A 17,794-nucleotide genomic window follows, 5' to 3' on the forward strand; every position below is an offset into this window, starting at 1 on the left:
CCCGAAGGAATACCCCCATGGGGTATTGTGTTGGAAACATGGGGGACCGGCGGCGGTGCGGGTGGCCGCACCGCGCACCACGCGCAGCAACACCTGGCCGCCCCGCTCGAGCAGCAACACCCTGGAGGGACACATGGTCGGCTACACCGGCAGCAAGGACGACTACCTCAAGCGACTGCGGCGCATCGAAGGACAGGTGCGCGGCATCCAGCGGATGGTCGAGGAGGACACCTACTGCATCGACGTGCTGACCCAGGTCAGCGCGGTGACCAAGGCGCTGCAGACCGTCAGCCTCGGACTGTTGGAGGACCACGTCGGGCATTGCGTCGTCGACGCAGCCCGAGAGTCCGACGAGGCCGCGAACGCCAAGGTGCGCGAAGCATCCGACGCGATCGCCCGCCTGGTGCGCAGCTGACCCCCGAAACCTCACCTAAGGAGCGAGAGAACATGACTCAGACCGACATCACCGTGCACGGTATGACGTGCGGACACTGCGTAGCCGCGGTCACCGAAGAGCTGAAGACGATCGACGGGGTGAGCGACGTGCAGATCGACCTGCACGAGGGCGGCGACTCACCGGTGCGCATCACCAGCGCCGGCGATCTCGACCCGGCCGTCGTCGACGCCGCAGTCGACGAGGCCGGCTACGACGTGGTGCGCTGAGCCGCACCGGCAACAACAGCGAGCGGGCATCGGCACTGCCGATGCCCGCTTCGTCGTGCTGAGACTATTCGCTCAGATGCTGACCGGACCGCTCGCGGTCTGGAACTGCACCGACATCAGACCCGGTGTGCCGTGCAGCGCGGCGAAGTCGAAGTGGATCTCCGGCTCCCACTCCTCACGGTCCACGCCCGGCTCGCCGACCAGGCCCAGCCACTCACGCACGCGGTCCGGGGAACCGGCGATCTGCAGGCCGGTCAGCGCAGCGTTGGTGGTGCCCTCGGTGGACGGGTGATCCTGCCCCTCGGGCCACTCGATGAAGAAGGGGACCTGCGGGTCGGCGATCAGGCCGCGAATGCCGATCTGCTTCCAGCAGATCTCGACCCCGTCCGGGCGGTGCCGGTTGCCCGGGACCGCGCTGCGGCCCAGCAGCCGCTCGGCGATCGACATGTCCTCGACCTCGACGACCCAGCCGAGCCAGCCGCCACCGGAGGCGGAGCAGGCGCGGACGGCCTGACCGAACGGCGCCTTGTCCGAGGCGGGGTGGTCCAGGACCTCCACGACCTCGATGAACCGGCGGTCGTTGAGGGGAATGATCGAGTTGCGGGTGCCGAAGCGAGGGTGCAGTCCCCCGTCGACCGGCTCGACCCCGAGCTGATCCCCGAGGCGCTTCGCAGTGGCGATCATTCCGTCGGGCTCAGCGGCAAAAACCAGGTGATCAACTCGCATGAACCGATCGTGCCACTGCTCACATTTTCGCGGTGCAGCGGGTCCGGGCCGACGCTATGCGCTATGGCCGCGTTGCCGGACCGCTTCGTAGATCACGATGGCTGCCGAAGTCGCGACGTTCAGCGAATTTGCCTTGCCGCTCATAGGGATTCGGATGTGTATGTCGGCCGCGGCGAGCGCCGCGTCGGTCAGGCCCTGCTTCTCGGTGCCGACCGCGATCGCCACCGAACCGGTGAGGTCGACATCGGTGTGCAGATCGGTCGCTGCCGGGGTCGCGGCCACGACGCGGATGCTCCGCTCACGAGCCCAGTCGAAGGTCTCCTGCGAGGTCGCGGTCGCCACCGGCACGGAGAAGACGGTGCCCTTGGAGCTGCGCACCACGTTGGGGTTGCCCCAGTCGGTCACCGGGTCGGCGGCGACGACAGCGTCGACACCCGCGGCGTCCGCGGTCCGCAGCATCGCGCCCAGGTTGCCCGGCTTCTCGACGCCCTCGGCGATCAGCAGCAGCGGCGCCTCGGCCAGCGTGAGCTCGCGCGGTGTCGTGCCGACCGCGGGCACCACGGCGAGGAACCCGTCGGCGCCCTCGCGGTAGGCGACCTTCTCGAAGGCCGCTCGGCTCAGCCGGACGATCTCGGCGCCGGTGTCCCGGGCCGCGCGCACCACGTCGTGCTGGGTGCTCGGGTCGGCCATCAGGTCGTCACAGATGTAGAGCTCCCGCGGTCGAACGCCGGCGCCGAGGGCGAGAGCGAGCTCGTCATACCCCTCGAGCAGGGTGCGGCCCGACTCCTCCCTGCGCCGGCGACGACGCAACCCGACGAGCGCCTTCAGCCGCGGGTTGGCCGCGGAGGTGATCGTGTGCTCCGCCATCTCAGACCAGCTGACGGAGTATGACGGCCGCCCCCGCCTCGTCCACCGGGAGCGTCACCTCGTCGGCGACGGCCTTGACCTCGTCAGGGGCCTGGCCCATCGCGACGCCGCGCGCCGCCCAGTGCAGCATCTCCAGGTCGTTGGTGTGGTCGCCGATCGCGATCGTGTCGACGGGCTCGACGCCCAGCTCGCGGCGAACCTGCTCCAGTGCGGACGCCTTGGAGACGCCCTCGGGGTTGACGTCGAGCCAGGCGGTGAAGCCGACGGCGTAGTTGACGCCGTGCAGGCCGAGCTTGTCGGTCAGCTTCACGAAGTCCTCGGCGGTGCCGCTCGGCGAGCGGAAGGTGAGCCGGGTCGTCGGCTCGTCGCCGAGCTCGTCCCACGGCAAAACCCTTGTCGGACCGACGATTTCGTCCTCCGGGAACGGTGCGCTGACCTTCGTGCCGACGCCCGGGTCCTCGACACCGACGACCGCGTCTGGCCAGGCGTCCTTGAGCACTGCGAGCACCGGGGCCGCGTCGAACGTGACCTTCTCGATGATCTCCCAGGTCGTGCCGTGCAGCCGGGCCGTCACGGCTCCGTTGGAGGTGACCGCGAAGCCGTCGGTCAGCGACAACAGCCGAAAGACGGACTCGGCACCGAGGATGCTGCGTCCCGTGGCGATCACCACGTGATGGCCGGCGTCGGCGACAGCACGCACCGCGTCACGCACCTCGTCGTCCAGCCGGCCGTCGTGGTGCAGCAACGTGCCGTCGATGTCCAGGGCCACCAGTTTCTTGTGCACGGCGTCAGCCTATGTCGCCACGCCCTTTCGCCGAGAGGCCCCCGGTTTGTCGAAAGGCCCGGCGATTCGACCCTCCTGAGCCACGAATCGGCGGGCCTCTCGACATTCGGAGGGCCTTTCGGCGGAAACACGGGGCGCGTGGCAGCGCTACCCGGTCGGACTCATGCGTCTCCGGGGCGCAGCGCCTGCCGGTAGCTGAGCTTGTGCGAGGTCTGCAGCAGCGCGTTGCGATACATCCGCTCCGCAAGGCGCAGGATCGCGTAGGCGCCACCGACCGCGAGGACCAACGACAGCAACGGCTCCCACCAGGACGCGTCGCCCAACAGCATCCGGGCCGGCATCGCGATCGTGGAGAAGATCGGCACGAACGACAGCACCGCCTGAAACGTCCCGGTGGTCAGGATGCCGCCGAAGAAGATGATCGCGACGAGCGCGGTCATCGGCGCCGACGTCGACTGCACGTCCTCGGAGCGGGTTGCCAGCGCCCCGACGACCGCCCACAGGGCGGCGAGCGCGAGGAAACCGACCAGGAAGAACGGCACGAACCACCCGATCGCCGGGGCCAGTTGACTGAGCAGATCGGTGTTGTCGGTGACCACCAGTCCGCCGATGCCGACCAGGGACAGCAGCACCACCTGCCCGAGCGCCAGCACGGTGTTGCCGGCGATCTTGCCGATCAGCAACTGCCGCAACGGAATAGCGGAGGCGATGATCTCCACGATGCGGTTCTGTTTCTCCTCCACGACGCTGTTGGCGATCGCCATACCGAAGAGCAGCGCGGCGAGGTAGAACAGCATGCCGAAGACGACGCCACCGACGCGCGCGGCGTTCTCGTCGTCATCGTCGGGCGACAACAGGTCGTAACGCAGCTGGGAGCCCTGCTGCAACTGGCCGAGTGTCGTGCCCGCCGCCTCGGCGTTGCGGCGCACAGCGTCCTGCTGGACGGCCTGGCCGACATACGTCGCCAGCTCGGTGTTGCGGCTGGACTTGCCGATCAACCGCCAGCCGTCCCCGGATCGGACGAGGCCGGCATCGGCCTTGCCCGACGACACGGCAGCTTGCACGTCCTGTGCCGAATTCGCCTGCTGGGACTGCAGTTTGACGTTCGAGTCGGCAGCGGACGCCATCCGGTCCGCGGACTTGACCACGCTGACCCCGGCGGCCGTCGGTGTCGCGATCTTCTTGGTCTCCTCGTGGCCCGCGACGAAGAACTGGATGCCGATGACGGCCACGACCAGCACCAGCATCACCGCGGTCGAGACCAGGAAGTTGCGGTCCCGCAGCTTGACCGACACCTCGCGGAAGGCGACGAGGCGCCATACGCCACCGACGGAGCGGACGTTGGAGCCGGTATTGATCGGATCGGTCGTGACACTCATGAGCTCACCTCGCGGTAGATGTCGGCGACGGTCGGGACGATCTCGGCCAGCTCGCGCACCGAGCCGCGCCGCATGGCTTCGGCCAGCAGGCGGTCGGTGTCCTCCGGCGCGGTCAACGCGACGATGGCGGTGTTGCCGGCGACGTCCACGACATCCAGCCAGCCCAGGTCGCGCACCCAGCCCGCGTCGTCTCCGGTCACCAGCCGATGCCGCAACGGCCCGCTGCGGCGCAACTCGTCGGCCTCGCCGTTGGCCACCACCCGGCCGCGGGACAGGATCACGATGCGGTCGCAGAGCCGCTCGACCAGGTCGAGCTGGTGGGAGGAGAAGAGCACCGGTGTGCCGGCGATGGTGATCTCCCGCAGCAGCGCCACCATGTCGTCGACCGCGCCCGGGTCGAGGCCGGAGAACGGCTCGTCCAGCACCAGCATCGTGGGCTGCGCGATGACCGCGGTGATGATCTGCACCCGCTGCTGGTTGCCCAGCGACAGCGACTCCAGCTTGTCCTTGGCGCGCTCGGCCAACCCGAAACGATCCAGCAGCTTGATGCCCCGCTCCTTGGCGTCAGCAGCCGAAACCCCGTGCAACTGGGCGAGATAGACGACCTGCTCCAGCACCGGCTGCTTCGGGTAGAGACCGCGCTCCTCCGGCATGTAGCCGAACCGGCGCCGGTCGGCCGTGGTCACCGCCGCGTCGTTCCAGCGGACCTGACCCGCGGTCGGCTCCAGGACCCCCATGATCATCCGCATCGTCGTGGTCTTGCCGGCGCCGTTGCCGCCGACGAAGCCGACGAGTTGCCCGGCCCCCACCTCGAAGCTGACGTCGTCGACGGCAACGTGGTCGCCGAACCGACGGGTGAGCCCGTCAAGCTGCAACATGTGCTGTCCCTCCGATATGCAACACCGTCATGCCTAGACCGTATGGCGTCGGCGCGCCGGCCGGATCCGACCGTCGACGGATCCCACGCCGCAGTCACTCCCCCGCGCGGCGGAGGCGTCAGCGCAGCGCAGTCAACAACTGCCGGCCGAGGCGGCCGCTGACCAGGAAGCGCGAACCGTCGGTCAGCTGCAGACATGCACCGGGACCGCCGCGCATGATCAGGGCCGTGGTGCGCCGACCGGTGCGACGCCAGCCCCACCCGCCGTACTTCAGCGGCGCGATGTCGATCGGCTCCACAGACTTGATGTCCGCGATGTCGATGACGCGGTGCGGCGCCGGCACCATCCGCAGATCCACCTTGCGAGCGTCGATGCGGACCTCGCCGTAGATGCCGGCGGTGAGTGAGCCCATGACGAGCAGGATGCCGCCCAGGATCAGCTGTCCGATGCTGGACTCACCGGCGAGGGCGAAGCCCAGCGTCACGACTCCGGCCAGTGCCACGACGGCGCCGCCCACGGTGATGACGGCCGAACGCTCCCGATAAACCTGCATGGCTCCAGTCCTACCTGACAGTCACCCGGCAGAGTTGCCCGGCCGGATCAGGGAGTTCTCGTAGGCGAACACCACCGCCTGCACACGATCACGCAACTGCAGCTTGGCCAGCACGCTGGACACGTGGGTCTTCACGGTGGCTTCGCCCAGGAAGAGCCGGCGGGCGATCTCGGCGTTGGCCAGGCCGCGACCGACCAACTCCAGCACCTCCCGCTCCCGCGGGGTCAACCGCGCGAGATCGGGCGACGGCGCAACGCTGTCGGTGGGAGTGTCGTCGGACGTCATACGTTCGATGACGCGGAGGGTGACCTCCGGCGCGAGCAGGGCGTGCCCGCGCGCCACCGAGCGGATCGCGTCGACCAGGTCCTCGGGTTCGGTGTTCTTCAGCAGGAATCCGCTGGCGCCCGCGCGCAGGCCGTCGAAGAGGTAGTCGTCGCGGTCGAAGGTCGTCAGCAGCACGACCTTGGCCAGGTCGTCGGAGACGATCTGCTCGGTCGCGGCAATGCCGTCCATGACCGGCATCTGCACGTCCATCAGAACCAGGTCGGGTCGCTCGCGGCGCACCAGGTCGACCGCCTGCGCTCCGTCGGCGGCGTCACCGACCACGTCGATGTCGTCCTCGACCGACAGCATCATCGCGAAGCTGCTGCGGACCAGCCGCTGGTCGTCGACGACGACCACCCGGGTCGGGTCGGTCGGTGCCGCAGCCGGATCGGTCACTGCCGCTTGACCAGACCGCCGATGCCGCACGCCAGCAGCAGCACGCCCGCGACGAGGGTCAGCCACAGGCCCCAGTCGGCGCCGAAACTCACGTCCACGTTGCTGCTGCCACCCATGGCGTCCTTCGCGTCGCCGGCCTTGTCGTGGATCCAGCTCCAGCGGTAGATCGTCAGCCCGAGCACGGCGAGCCCACCGACACCGGCGACCGCTGCCGCCGGGAGTGACAGTGCGCGCTTGCCGAGTCCTCGCAACACGCCCAGCACGATGACTGCGGCACCGATCACGGCGATGACCCACCCCTCCCACATGTCGCTGTCCTCGTCGCTGTCGGACGCGCTGGTCGGTGAGCTGTTGGAGTCGTCCTGGGCCGCGTCACAGGCGACCGAGGACCCCGAGCACGAAGTGTGGTTGAACGCATTGATCGACATCGTCAGGCTGACCGGCACCTCCGTGCTGGAGGCCTTCACGCTCGCCCACGGGCCGAAGCAGCACGCGATCGCGATGACTGCGAAAAGCACCATCGCCCAGCCGAATACCCGCGAGGGCACCGAGGAGCCGCCGCCCGCCGCGGGCGCGGCATACGGCTGCTGGCCCGGCTGGCCATAAGGTTGCTGACCCGGGAACTGCTGCTGGCCCTGCCCGTAGGGCTGCTGGAACTGCGGTTGCGGTGCATAGCCCCGCTGGCCGTAGTTGCCCTGCTGCGGCTGCCCGTATGGCGCCTGCTGGCCCGGGTTGCCCTGCGGCTGGCCGTATGGCGGCTGACCCTGCGCTGGCCACGGCTGCTGCGGTTGTTGCGGCTGCTGCGGTTGTTGCGGGGCGCCATACGAGGGCTGCTGCGGCGGCGGGCCCGGCTGGTGACGCGGCGGTTGACCCTGCGGCTGTCCCTGTGGATCGGGACCTTGGTTATGTGTCATGCCTCTCCCTTGCCGGAGGAATCCGGCGGCGCGACGAGTGTTCGGGGGTGTGCGGCACACCCTAACTGCCGCGTCTTGATCGGTCAGTCGAATGATCGGTCAGTCGAACGGCAGGCGGACCCGCACCCGGTAGCCCTGCGTCGACCGCGGGCCGATCTCGACCTCACCGCCGAGCGCCGCGACGCGTTCGCGCATGCCGACCAGCCCGAGGCCGGTGCCCGCGGTGCCGGTGCGCGGCTGGCCGGAGTCGACGATCTCGACCTCGGCCCAATTCCGGTCGCCCTGGCCGAAGCGCATGACGACCGAGGCGTCCGTGGCGCTGCTGTGCCGCCGCACGTTGGCCAGTGCCTCCTGCACCGTCCGGTAGATCGCCAGCCCGACCCCGGCCGGCACGTCGGCATCCTGTCCGGCACCCGCCCCGGGCCGGTCGTCCACGACATGCAGGTCGACATCGAGGCCGGTCGCCCGGTAGTCCTGCACCAGCGCCTCGACGTCATCGAGGTCGGGCGTCGGTGTCCGGTCGGTCTCCACCGACGAGCGCAGCGTGCCCAGCAGGCCGCGCATCTCACCGACCGCGGACCGTGACGAGCGTTCGATGCCGACGAGGGCATCGCGAGCGGCGTCAGGCTGCTTGTCCAGGACCCGGCGGGCGGCACCGGCTTGGACCCCGATGACCGACACGTGGTGGGCGACGACGTCGTGCAGCTCGCGCGCGATCCGCAGCCGCTCGGCGTCGACCGCCTGACTGCGCAGCTCGGCGGCCTGGGACTCGATGGTCCGCGCCTGCTGCTCCAGCTCGGTGCGGCGCCGCAGGTTGCGCCATTCGAGGATGCCCAGCAGGACCGCGCCGCCGAGATAGATGACATTGCTGAGCACCAGGATCATGGCCATCCCCAGCCAGCCGGGGACGATCTCGGAGCCGCTGTGGCCGTCATACGCCTCGAACACCAACGTGTAGCCGATCCAGCCGGCCAGCACGAGCAGACAGCCGCCGATGACCCAGCCGCCGCGCACGCGGTCCCGACACCACGCGATGCCCGAATAGATCGCGAAGAGGTAGACGAACTGGATCGCCAAGGTGGTGGTCAGTTCCGGGTCGAGCTGGCCGGTGGCGACCCACAGCACGACGACGAATGACGTTGTGGCCAGCGGAAATCGACGCCGGAAGACCAGAGCGGCGCACGGCACGATCAGGTAGAGATACTGCAGTCGCAGGTCGGTGTGGTCCTGCGCGAGCGCGCCGACCGCGCGGTAGCCCTCGGTGATCACCACGGCCACCACGAGCCAGATCAGCGCGATGAGCCCGTCGAGACGCCACCGCCGCGACGGCAGCGGACGCACCCAGCCGTCGTCGATCGTCAGCGCCTGACGCCATCTCTCCCGCACATCGGCGAGGGTAACCAGGCACTGGACATCATCGCCTCCACCGCGGGACGGAGATCGCTCGTAGGCTCCTCCCATGTCCACCGTCGCTGCCGTGACCGCCGAGGACGTCGACGGCTACCGCCAGGAGCTGATCGCCTACTGCTACCGCTTCTTCGGGTCGTATGCCGACGCGGAGGACGCCGTCCAGGAGACCGTGCTGCGCGCGTGGCAGCACCGCGACCGCTTCCGGGCCGACTCGTCGCTGCGCACCTGGCTCTACTCGATCGCGACCAACGCGTGCCTCGACATGCGTAAGGCACCGTCGCGGCGGGCGCTGCCGATGGACCTGAGCGCGCCCGGCACCGTGCCCGGCGAGGGCGCGAGCCTTCCCACCCGGCCGGCCGAGTCCTGGATCGGCCCGCTGCCGGGGCGGCACATGCAGTCGCTCGAGTCGTCGGCGTCGCTGGAGTCACCGGACGATCCGCAGCATGCCGCCGAGCTGCGTGACTCGCTGCGGCTGGCCTTCATCGCCACCCTGCAGACGCTGCCGCCGCTGCAGCGAGTCGTCTTCATCCTGCGGGAGACCCTGTCGTGGCCGGCGAAGGACTGCGCCGAGTTGCTGAACACCACTGTGCCGTCGGTGAATTCGGCGCTGACCAGAGCGCGCCGAAGCATCGGCGACCGGGCTGCTGCCACGCCGGCCCGCACCGCGGCGGACGTGCAGGTGGCGGAGTCCTACGTCTCCGCTTTCGAGCGGTATGACGTGCCGGCCCTGGTCGAATTGCTCTCTGCCGAGCCGGTTTTCAGCATGCCGCCGTTCGAGCTGTGGTTCCGCGGGCGCTCGGCCATCGAGGCCTGGTGGGAAGGCCCCGGCTCGATCTGCCGGGGGTCACGCGTCATACCGACGACCGCGAACGGGTGTCCCGCCGTTGCGGTCTATCACCCACGCGATGACGGGACGTTCGGGGCTTTCGCCATACACGTGCTGGAGATCGAGGCCGGCGAGATCACCGCCATCACGCACTTCATGGATGCGGCGGTCTTCGCCGATTTCGGACTCCCGGCAGAGCTTTCTCCGCACGAACCGCTCAGCTCCTGACGGTCGCGTCGTCCAACCCTTCGACAACACCGCACGAACCCAGGAGATCGTCATGAGCCGCAAGGTCACCGCACACCTCTTCCACTCGCTCAACGGCGTCGTCGAGGCGCCGAACCTCTTCCAGTTCGACTCTTTCGGGCGCGAGGAGGGCGAGGCAATGACCAAGGCGATAGGACCGGTCACGGACATGGTCCTCGGCCGCGTGCTGTGGGAGGAGTGGTCGCAGTACTGGCCGGGCAGCGACGACCCCTTCGGCAGCTTCATCAACCCGCTGCGCAAGCACGTCGTGTCCTCGACCCTGTCTGGCGAGTTGCCGTGGAACAGCACGCTGATCGAGGGCGACCCCGTCGCCTACGTGCGGGCGCTGCGCGACAACGGCGCCGACGGTGACATCTCGATCGGCGGCGGCATCAGAACGGTCCGGTCGCTCTTCACCGCCAGTGTCGTGGACACGTTGACGCTGACCACCCACCCGGTGGTCACCCCGGACGGCGCCCGGCTCTTCGACGAGTCGGTGCCGCTGACCCGCCTGCAGCTGGTCGACTCGCAGGTCACGCCGGCGGGCAACGCCATACTCACCTACTCGCTGCGCGCGTCGTGACTGACGGTCAACCCGCCGAGTGACGGTGAAATTTCACCGTCACTCGGCGAGGAAGCCGTCACTGGCGGAAATGGGAGGCCGGGACTCGACTCAGGCGGGGCGTATGACGTCCGTGCCGAGGAACGGCTGCAACGCCTGCGGCACCCGGATGGAGCCGTCGGCCTGCTGGTGGTTCTCCAGCAGCGCGACGATCGGGCGGGTGTCGGTGAGCATGGTGCCGTTGAGGGTGGCGACGAACTCCGTCTTGCCGCCCTCACCGCGCCGGCGGATGTTCAGCCGGCGTGCCTGGTAGGTCGTGCAGTTGGAGGTCGACGTCAGCTCGCGGTACTTGCCCTGTGTCGGCACCCACGCCTCGCAGTCGAACTTGCGCGCCGCGGAGCCACCGAGGTCACCGGCGGCGACGTCGATGACGCGGTAGGGCAGCTCGAGACCGTCCAGCAACCGGCGCTCGATGCGCAGCAGGTTCTGGTGCTCCTCGACCGCCTGCTCCGGGTCGCAGTAGACGAACATCTCGGTCTTGGTGAACTGGTGCACCCGGAAGATGCCGCGGGTGTCCTTGCCGTAGGACCCGGCCTCGCGGCGGTAGCAGGTCGACGTCGCCGTGTAACGCAGCGGACCGTCGGACAGGTCGATGATCTCGTCGGTGTGGTAGCCGGCGAGCGCCACCTCGCTGGTGCCGGTGAGGTAGAGATCGGCCGACTCGAGGTGGTAGACGTCCTCGTGCGCGTCGAGGTAGCCCGTGCCGCCCATCGTCGCCGGGGTGACCAGCGTCGGCACGATCAGCGGGGTGAAACCCTCCTCGGCCGCGATGCTCTGGGCATAGGCCATCAGCGCGTTGGACAGGCGCGCACCCGCGCCCTTGAGGAAGTAGAAGCGCGAGCCGCTGACCTTCGCGCCGCGCTCCATGTCGATTGCGCCGAGCTTCTCGCCCAGCTCAAGGTGGTCCAGCGGCTCGAAGTCGAACTGCCGCGGCTCGCCGACCGTCTCGAGAGTCTCGAAGTCGTCCTCCCCGCCGGCCGGCACACCGTCGATGACGATGTTGTCCAGCTCGCGCAGCAGCGCAGTGAACTCCTTGTCCTCCTGGTCCGCAGCCGCCTCGCGCTGCTTGACCGCGGCGGACAGCTCGGTCGCCTTGGCGCGCGCGTCGTCGGCCTCCTTGGTCAGCACCTCGACGTCGCCCGAGCCGGCCTTCTTGGCGGCGTTGAGCTTGCCCATGGCGGCACCGACCGCCTTGCTGACCGACTTCTGCTGGGACCGCAGGCTCTCGAACTCGGTGATGGAGGAGCGGCGCTTCTCGTCGGCTGCGAGCACCTGGTCGACCAGGGTCTCGTCGGCGCCGCGAGCGCGCTGGCTCGCACGCACGAGGTCGGGGTTGTCACGGACTAGCTTGATGTCGATCACGACAGGCAAGGCTACGCGGCGCACCGAGGCTGTGTGCAACCCGATAACGTCACCCGGAGTCCTGCTGACCCATGAGGCTTGGGATGCATTGACGACGCGAGTCGCAAGCTCCTTGCGACTCCAACGCACACCAAGCCTCCTGTGCTTGTTTTTTGAACTGCTTGAGTAACGAGAAAGGTGGCACCGGTGCAACGTGCCGCGGTGATCGTCAACCCCACGAAGGTCAAGGACCTACGCGATTTGCGCAGCCGGCTGACCGCCGTCTTCGACGGCTACGGCTGGGCGGAGCCGCTGTGGTGGGAGACCACCGTGGCGGACCCGGGTGAGGGGCAGGCGCGTGCTGCGCTGGAGCAGGACGTCGACCTGATGGTCGCGCTCGGCGGCGACGGCACCGTCCGGTGTGTCGCCTCCGCGCTGATCGGCACCGACACCCCGCTCGCCGTGCTCGCCGGTGGCACCGGCAACCTCTTCGCACGGCAGCTCGGGCTGCCGGTCAATCGGTATGCCGATGCGCTGCGGATCGGCCTGTCCGGCAGGGACGCGCAGGTGGACGTCATTCGGATCTCGTTGGACACCACCGGGTCCGGGGAGTTCGACAGCGAGCACATCGGCCTGGTCATGAGCGGCGTGGGCCGCGACGCGGACATCATGGCCGACACCACGGACGCGCTGAAGGCGCGGCTGAGCTGGACGGCATACATCGTCGCGGGGACCAAGCAGATCCGGCACGACCTGGTGCCGGCGCGGATCCGCATCGACGGCCGGCCGGAGATCCGGCAGGACGTGACCAGCGTGCTCGCCGGCAACTGCGGCACGTTGCAGGGCGGCATGCGGCTGATGCCTCGGGCGGTGGTCGACGACGGCCTGCTCGACGGCGTCGTGGTCCGCGGCGGCGGCGTGCACTGGCTGCCGGTCGTGGGCAAGGTGCTCACCCGCTCGCACAAGGACTCCGGGCACCTGAGCCGCGCGCAGTTCAAGCAGATGACCGTCGACGTGCAGACTCCGCAGCGCGTCGAGGTGGACGGCGACGTCATCGGCGTCGCGCACTCGGTGCGGTTCGCGGTCGAGGCCGGGGCGTTGACGGTCCGCCAGCGACAGAGATGACGCGGCACTTCCGCTTCGCCAGCTCGCACCGGATCGCGGCGCCGCGGGAGGCCGTCTTCGAGGTGCTGCGGGACGCCGAGCGCTGGCCACAGTGGTGGCCGCAGATCCGCTCGGTCACGCCGTATGACGACACCCACGGCCGCACCGAGATCCGCAGCATGTTGCCGCTGACGCTGCACCTGGAGCTCGCGACGGAGCTGGTCGACGCCGAATCCGGTGTGTTACGAGCACAATTGACGGGTGACCTGGTCGGCTGGTCGCAGTTCGCGCTGCGAGCGGACGGACCCGACCGGACGGTGCTGGACTACACGCAGGAGGTCGACCTCGGCATCCGCGGACTCGCCGGGCGGGTCGCAGCGTGGCCGATCGCACGACCGGTACTGCTGGCCAATCACGCCGTGATGATGCGGGCCGGGATGCGCGGTGTCGAGCGCGCCGCACTCGAGCGGTAGCTCAGCGATCGGCCCCAGCCGGACTCACTCGGCAGCGCGTAGCGCGGCCTCGGCGATCCACGCAATGCCGGCCGCCGTCGCCTCCGGTGAGCCGCTGGGCTGGATCACGTGGCTCAGCACGGTGCGGACGATGACGTCGACGCCGACCTCGAGCTGCACCCGGTCCAGCGACAACCCGAACCGGTCGATGCCGTCGGCAACCACCCGCTTGGCAGTCTCCAGCAGCTGCCCGCCGTCGCTGGTCAGCAGCGGCAGCAGGTCGGAGTTGGCGCCGTGCGACCCGGCGATCACCGTGCGCAGCAACGGACTCTCGCGGCTGAGCTGCAGCACGGCCAGGCACGCGTCGTGTATGGCGGTCGCCACGTCACCGCCGCTGCCCTCGAAGGCGTCGGAGACCTTGCCGAGGAAGACCGACAGCTCCGACATGACCATCGCCTGGGCGAGCGCGGGCTTGTTGCCGAAGGTGTTGTAGACCGACTGCCGGGAGACGCCTACCTCGTCGGCGAGGCGGGACATCGTCATCTTCGACCAGCCGTCCGCGACCGTCATCGCGGCCGCCGTGCGCAGCAGACGGGTGCGCAGGTCGGCTCCCGGCGCTGCTTCGGTGGTCACGCCCGCGAGTCTAAGCACCTGTCAGGTCGGCTGCCGCCTCTCCTGCGCGGTTGTGCCGCCGCTGCGGGCCAGGGGTCGCGTGCTGTCGAGCGGCGCTCCGGGCGGTGTCGGACCCGCCCGGACCGCTCAGACCGTGGCGACGAAGTCGAGCTTCTCCCGCACACCACAGTCGGGGCAGCACCAGGTGTCCGGGATCTGGTCCCACGGCGTGCCGGCGGGGAAACCTTCGCGGGGCGCGCCGGTGCGCTCGTCATACACGTAACCGCAGCCGGGGCAGCGTCCGCCGTGGACGCCGGCCTGGTCGTGGGCGGTGGTGTCGGGCCCGGTGACCTCGACAGGCTCGGCCACCTCGGCAGGCCCGGTGACCTCGACAGGCTCGGCCAGCTCGGCCGGTGCGCCGTATGCCGCCAGGACCTTCTCCCGCTTGCGCGGGGAGATGTTGGCCTGCGAGATGTCGCCGTCGAAGTGGGCGAGCACCCGCGGGTCCATGACGCGGCGCCAGATGGCCGGGACGATGGCCAGCACGATCATCCCGGCGTATCCCGTTGGCAGCACAGGAGATTCCTTGTAGTCACGCAACGCCTGGTAGCGGCGCGTCGGGTTCGCGTGATGGTCGCTGTGCCGCTGCAGGTGGTAGAGCAGCACGTTCGTGGCGATGTTGTTGGAGTTCCAGCTGTGGCTCGGGTTGACCCGCTCGTAGCGGACCTTGCCGGGGACGCCGACCTTCTGCCGCAACATCCCGTAGTGCTCCATGTAGTTGACGACCTCGAGCAGCGAGAAGCCGACGATGCCCTGAATCACCAAGTAGGGCAACGTTCCCCAGCCGAACAGAGCAATGATGACGCCCCACAGGACAACCGACATCAGCCACGCGTTGAGCACGTCGTTGCCGATCCGCACCGGATGCTTGTCGTGTCGTGCATAGCGGCGCTTCTCCAACCGCCACGCGCTCTTCAGCGAGCCGAAGACGGTCCGCGGCCAGAACTGGTAGAAGTTCTCACCGACCCGGCTGCTCGCCGGGTCGTCCGGGGTCGCAACGCGCACGTGGTGGCCGCGGTTGTGCTCGATGTAGAAGTGGCCGTAGAAGCTTTGCGCGAGAGCGACTTTGGACAGCCAGCGCTCGTGACTCTCCCGCTTGTGCCCGAGTTCGTGGGCGGTGTTGATGCCGATGCCGCCGACGCAGCCGATCGAGACCGCACCGGCGATCTTGTCGATGACGCTGAGGTCCCACGGCTGCACGAAGCGGTGCGGCAGGTTGGCCAGCGCCCAGTCGTATCCCGCGGTGTGCTCCAGCACCCAGCCGACCGGGTTGACGCCGCCGATGATCGCCATGATCGCGAAGAGTCCGGCGTACTGCAGCGGCAGATACATGTAGACGATCCACCGGTAGTACTTGTCCTTCTCCAACGCGTCGATGACGTCGTCGGGCGGATTACTGCGATCGAGGCCGGCGATCAGGTCGATCGCCGGGACGATGCCGAGGATCAGGATCGGCCCGGTCCACAGGAATACCGACCACGCGGTGAGCGAGTAGAGCACGTAGACGATGACGAAGGCCGACGGGATGACCAGGCCGATCAGCCACAGGTAACGCTTCTTGTCGCGCCAGGCCTGCGTCGAGCCGTCGGCGACCGTTCCGGATGCATTCAGCACCGCCATGGTGTGACTCCGATCACGTCGAGTGGTTTACAAAAGAATGCATTTTGTAAACCGTGCGTGTCAAGGGTCGATCCACTCCCCGATGCCCGAGCACAGGGTCGGCATACATAATCGGGGTGCGGTGGCCCGTCGGGCCACGATCGAGGGAGGGGAACCTGTGGGGAAGCACAGCAGTCCCGGCGCGCGCGGCACCGTCGCGATCATTGCCGGCGCTGCGATCGCGCTGGGCGGCGGCACGGTGCTGGTGCACGGGCTGACCCAGGACGACTCGACCGAGCCGGCCTACAGCGCGGCGAGCGGCACCGGCAGCCCGACCTCGTCCGGACCAACCTCGCCCGACACGGGACGGGCGACGACGAGCAGCGCGCGTCGCCATACGCCGTCAAAGAGCGGGTCCAAGCACACATCAAAGCCCGCCACCAGCAAGCGGGCGAAGCGCACCGGCTCACCGACGACGGTGCCGGAGCCCAAGAGCAACAGCAAGCTCGTCGAGGTCGCGAATGCCGCTGGCGCTGCGTGCATTCCGAAGCACCTGACGGTCAGCAGCGTCGGCATCGACGAGCGGGTGGTGCCGATGGGCACCAACGCACAGGGACAGATCTACCCGCCGGCGCACACGACCATGTGGTACAACCGCTCGACCCAGCCCGGCCAAGCCGGCATCTCGGTGATCGCCGGTCACGTGACGTATGACGGCCCCGACAACTTCTACAACCTGCGCAACGTCCCGGTCGGCGCGAAGGTGACCGTCCGCTGCACCAACGACAAGTCGGTCCGGCTCCAGGTCACCCACAAGGAGTCGATCCTGAAGACGAAACTGACCACCGATCAGCGCGTATGGGGCGGAAGTTCGACCCCGGTCGTCACGCTGATCACCTGCGACATCAAGTCGCGCATGGTGTCCGGGCACCACGTGAACAACTACGTCGTGTGGACCAAGCCGGCCTGATCGGATCGGCACGACAAGGTGACGGGACCTCGAGACGGGCTCCCCCGCTTCGCTCCTCCACCCTCCTCGGCCACCTCAACGCGCACGCGCGGCTGACTCAGCGAGAGGGTTCAGCGGCGTTCGGGCGAGGCGGGATAGACGCCGAGGATCTTGACGTCGGTGGTGAAGAACCGCAGCTCGTCCAGGGCGAGCTTCAGGCCCGGGTCGTCGGGGTGCCCGTCGACCTCGCTGAGGAACTGCGTGGCGGCGAACCTGCCACCCACCATGTAGGACTCCAGCTTGGTCATGTTGATGCCGTTGGTCGCGAAACCGCCGAGCGCCTTGTAGAGCGCGGCCGGGATGTTGCGCACATTGAAGATGAAACTGGTCACCATCGGGCCCGAACCGCGCGGCGGCACGATGAACTCGCGTGACAGCACCACGAAACGGGTCGTGTTGTGGTCCTCGTCCTCGATGTCCTCGCGCAGCACGTCCAGCCCGTAGATCGACGCGGCCAGCGGCGGGCTGATCGCCGCACGCGTCGGGTCGGCGGCTTCGGCGATCTCGCGCGCGGCGCCCGCGGTGTCACCGGAGATCACCGGCTCCAGCCCCAGCTCCCGGATGACGTTGCGACACTGCCCGAGCGCGTGCACGTGGCTGTGCACGGTCTGCAACTGGTCCAGGGTCGCGCCCGGCACGCCGAGCAACGAGAACCGGATCCGGTGGAAGTGCTCGCCCACGATGTGCAGGCCGCTCGTCGGCAGGAAGTGGTGTATGTCGGAGACGCGCCCCGCCAATGAGTTGTCGATCGGGATCAACGCCAGGTCCGCGCTCGGTCCCTCGTCGTCGCCGCGCTCGACCGCTGCGAAGGCGTCCTCGAACGACGCGCACGGCACCGACTCCAGCTGCGGGAATTCACGCTCGCAGACCGCGTGCGAGTTGGAGCCGGGTTCGCCCTGATAGGCGATGCGTCGAGGTTGGATCACGTCCGAAGTTTACGAGCGCGACCGCATCGGTGCGCCGAGGCTTCGCCATACGGACGCGCCCTATACACCATGCGTGGCACGGGATTCATGGTTTCGTCCCGTA

At 68.7% G+C, this 17,794-nt stretch carries 20 protein-coding genes; 7 read left to right on the forward strand and 13 right to left on the reverse strand.

What is annotated here, in order from left to right:
- The first annotated feature begins 133 nt into the window (after nt 1-133).
- Both ACSZL9_RS17845 and ACSZL9_RS17850 read left to right on the forward strand, forming a co-directional pair.
- A complete protein-coding gene (locus ACSZL9_RS17845; RefSeq protein ID WP_446666927.1) occupies nt 134-415 on the forward strand; it encodes a metal-sensitive transcriptional regulator in 282 nt (93 codons plus the stop codon).
- Between the two features lie 32 nt (nt 416-447).
- Complete coding sequence (locus ACSZL9_RS17850) at nt 448-663, forward strand: heavy-metal-associated domain-containing protein (protein ID WP_446666865.1); 216 nt, start codon at nt 448-450, stop codon at nt 661-663.
- Between the two features lie 72 nt (nt 664-735).
- On the opposite strand, the gene ACSZL9_RS17855 is transcribed toward ACSZL9_RS17850, so the two are convergent.
- From ACSZL9_RS17855 to ACSZL9_RS17895, 9 genes are all read right to left on the reverse strand, one after another.
- Nucleotides 736-1,389, reverse strand: a complete 654-nt coding sequence (locus tag ACSZL9_RS17855; RefSeq protein ID WP_446666866.1) for a VOC family protein — start codon at nt 1,387-1,389, stop codon at nt 736-738.
- Nucleotides 1,390-1,443: 54 nt separating this feature from the next.
- A complete protein-coding gene (locus ACSZL9_RS17860; RefSeq protein WP_446666867.1) occupies nt 1,444-2,256 on the reverse strand; it encodes a TrmH family RNA methyltransferase in 813 nt (270 codons plus the stop codon).
- 1 nt (nt 2,257) lies between these two features.
- Nucleotides 2,258-3,040, reverse strand: a complete 783-nt coding sequence (locus tag ACSZL9_RS17865) for an HAD family hydrolase (RefSeq protein ID WP_446666868.1) — start codon at nt 3,038-3,040, stop codon at nt 2,258-2,260.
- Between the two features lie 161 nt (nt 3,041-3,201).
- Nucleotides 3,202-4,419, reverse strand: coding sequence for an ABC transporter permease (locus ACSZL9_RS17870; protein WP_446666869.1), 1,218 nt, complete (start codon nt 4,417-4,419; stop codon nt 3,202-3,204).
- Entirely contained in the window at nt 4,416-5,297 is an 882-nt protein-coding gene (locus tag ACSZL9_RS17875; protein WP_446666870.1) for an ABC transporter ATP-binding protein, read from the reverse strand. The genes ACSZL9_RS17870 and ACSZL9_RS17875 overlap by 4 nt, the downstream gene beginning before the upstream one ends.
- Before the next feature lie 118 nt (nt 5,298-5,415).
- Nucleotides 5,416-5,850 (reverse strand): hypothetical protein, encoded by a 435-nt coding sequence (locus ACSZL9_RS17880; protein WP_446666871.1) that lies wholly within the window; start codon nt 5,848-5,850, stop codon nt 5,416-5,418.
- A gap of 21 nt (nt 5,851-5,871) precedes the next feature.
- A complete protein-coding gene (locus ACSZL9_RS17885) occupies nt 5,872-6,570 on the reverse strand; it encodes a response regulator (RefSeq protein ID WP_446666872.1) in 699 nt (232 codons plus the stop codon).
- Entirely contained in the window at nt 6,567-7,484 is a 918-nt protein-coding gene (locus tag ACSZL9_RS17890) for a hypothetical protein (RefSeq protein ID WP_446666873.1), read from the reverse strand. The genes ACSZL9_RS17885 and ACSZL9_RS17890 overlap by 4 nt, the downstream gene beginning before the upstream one ends.
- A gap of 99 nt (nt 7,485-7,583) precedes the next feature.
- Nucleotides 7,584-8,870: a sensor histidine kinase gene (locus tag ACSZL9_RS17895; RefSeq protein WP_446666874.1), complete on the reverse strand. Its 1,287-nt coding sequence runs from the start codon at nt 8,868-8,870 to the stop codon at nt 7,584-7,586.
- A 73-nt stretch (nt 8,871-8,943) separates the two neighbouring features.
- Between ACSZL9_RS17895 and ACSZL9_RS17900 the strand changes: the two genes are divergently transcribed.
- Together ACSZL9_RS17900 and ACSZL9_RS17905 are read left to right on the forward strand one after the other, a co-directional pair.
- A complete protein-coding gene (locus ACSZL9_RS17900; protein WP_446666875.1) occupies nt 8,944-9,948 on the forward strand; it encodes an RNA polymerase subunit sigma-70 in 1,005 nt (334 codons plus the stop codon).
- Nucleotides 9,949-10,000: 52 nt separating this feature from the next.
- A complete protein-coding gene (locus tag ACSZL9_RS17905) occupies nt 10,001-10,549 on the forward strand; it encodes a dihydrofolate reductase family protein (RefSeq protein ID WP_446666876.1) in 549 nt (182 codons plus the stop codon).
- 90 nt (nt 10,550-10,639) lie between these two features.
- Here ACSZL9_RS17905 and serS read toward each other — a convergent pair whose 3' ends face one another.
- Nucleotides 10,640-11,950: a serine--tRNA ligase gene (serS, locus tag ACSZL9_RS17910; protein ID WP_446666877.1), complete on the reverse strand. Its 1,311-nt coding sequence runs from the start codon at nt 11,948-11,950 to the stop codon at nt 10,640-10,642.
- A gap of 186 nt (nt 11,951-12,136) precedes the next feature.
- Between serS and ACSZL9_RS17915 the strand changes: the two genes are divergently transcribed.
- Nucleotides 12,137-13,054, forward strand: coding sequence for a diacylglycerol/lipid kinase family protein (locus ACSZL9_RS17915; protein ID WP_446666878.1), 918 nt, complete (start codon nt 12,137-12,139; stop codon nt 13,052-13,054).
- The gene (locus tag ACSZL9_RS17920; protein WP_446666879.1) at nt 13,051-13,506 is read left to right on the forward strand and encodes an SRPBCC family protein; all 456 of its coding nucleotides are present in this window, start codon (nt 13,051-13,053) and stop codon (nt 13,504-13,506) included. The genes ACSZL9_RS17915 and ACSZL9_RS17920 overlap by 4 nt, the downstream gene beginning before the upstream one ends.
- A 24-nt stretch (nt 13,507-13,530) precedes the next feature.
- On the opposite strand, the gene ACSZL9_RS17925 is transcribed toward ACSZL9_RS17920, so the two are convergent.
- Entirely contained in the window at nt 13,531-14,118 is a 588-nt protein-coding gene (locus ACSZL9_RS17925) for a TetR family transcriptional regulator (protein ID WP_446666880.1), read from the reverse strand.
- 126 nt (nt 14,119-14,244) lie between these two features.
- The gene (locus ACSZL9_RS17930) at nt 14,245-15,777 is read right to left on the reverse strand and encodes a fatty acid desaturase (protein WP_446666881.1); all 1,533 of its coding nucleotides are present in this window, start codon (nt 15,775-15,777) and stop codon (nt 14,245-14,247) included.
- 157 nt (nt 15,778-15,934) lie between these two features.
- Between ACSZL9_RS17930 and ACSZL9_RS17935 the strand changes: the two genes are divergently transcribed.
- Nucleotides 15,935-16,726 carry a class F sortase gene (locus tag ACSZL9_RS17935; protein WP_446666882.1) on the forward strand — a complete coding sequence of 264 codons (792 nt, stop codon included), beginning with the start codon at nt 15,935-15,937 and terminating at the stop codon, nt 16,724-16,726.
- Nucleotides 16,727-16,836: 110 nt separating this feature from the next.
- On the opposite strand, the gene ACSZL9_RS17940 is transcribed toward ACSZL9_RS17935, so the two are convergent.
- Nucleotides 16,837-17,691: a prephenate dehydratase gene (locus tag ACSZL9_RS17940; protein ID WP_446666883.1), complete on the reverse strand. Its 855-nt coding sequence runs from the start codon at nt 17,689-17,691 to the stop codon at nt 16,837-16,839.
- Nucleotides 17,692-17,794: the final 103 nt, after the last annotated feature.

This window comes from Flexivirga sp. B27, assembly GCF_052905685.1.

Coding starts and splice junctions, on each gene's coding strand:
- ACSZL9_RS17845 (WP_446666927.1), top strand. CDS start 134: ATGGTCGGCTACACCGGCAGCAAGGACGACTACCTCAAGCGACTGCGG.
- ACSZL9_RS17850 (WP_446666865.1), top strand. CDS start 448: ATGACTCAGACCGACATCACCGTGCACGGTATGACGTGCGGACACTGC.
- ACSZL9_RS17855 (WP_446666866.1), bottom strand. CDS start 1,389: ATGCGAGTTGATCACCTGGTTTTTGCCGCTGAGCCCGACGGAATGATC.
- ACSZL9_RS17860 (WP_446666867.1), bottom strand. CDS start 2,256: ATGGCGGAGCACACGATCACCTCCGCGGCCAACCCGCGGCTGAAGGCG.
- ACSZL9_RS17870 (WP_446666869.1), bottom strand. CDS start 4,419: ATGAGTGTCACGACCGATCCGATCAATACCGGCTCCAACGTCCGCTCC.
- ACSZL9_RS17875 (WP_446666870.1), bottom strand. CDS start 5,297: ATGTTGCAGCTTGACGGGCTCACCCGTCGGTTCGGCGACCACGTTGCC.
- ACSZL9_RS17880 (WP_446666871.1), bottom strand. CDS start 5,850: ATGCAGGTTTATCGGGAGCGTTCGGCCGTCATCACCGTGGGCGGCGCC.
- ACSZL9_RS17890 (WP_446666873.1), bottom strand. CDS start 7,484: ATGACACATAACCAAGGTCCCGATCCACAGGGACAGCCGCAGGGTCAA.
- ACSZL9_RS17900 (WP_446666875.1), top strand. CDS start 8,944: ATGTCCACCGTCGCTGCCGTGACCGCCGAGGACGTCGACGGCTACCGC.
- ACSZL9_RS17905 (WP_446666876.1), top strand. CDS start 10,001: ATGAGCCGCAAGGTCACCGCACACCTCTTCCACTCGCTCAACGGCGTC.
- ACSZL9_RS17920 (WP_446666879.1), top strand. CDS start 13,051: ATGACGCGGCACTTCCGCTTCGCCAGCTCGCACCGGATCGCGGCGCCG.
- ACSZL9_RS17930 (WP_446666881.1), bottom strand. CDS start 15,777: ATGGCGGTGCTGAATGCATCCGGAACGGTCGCCGACGGCTCGACGCAG.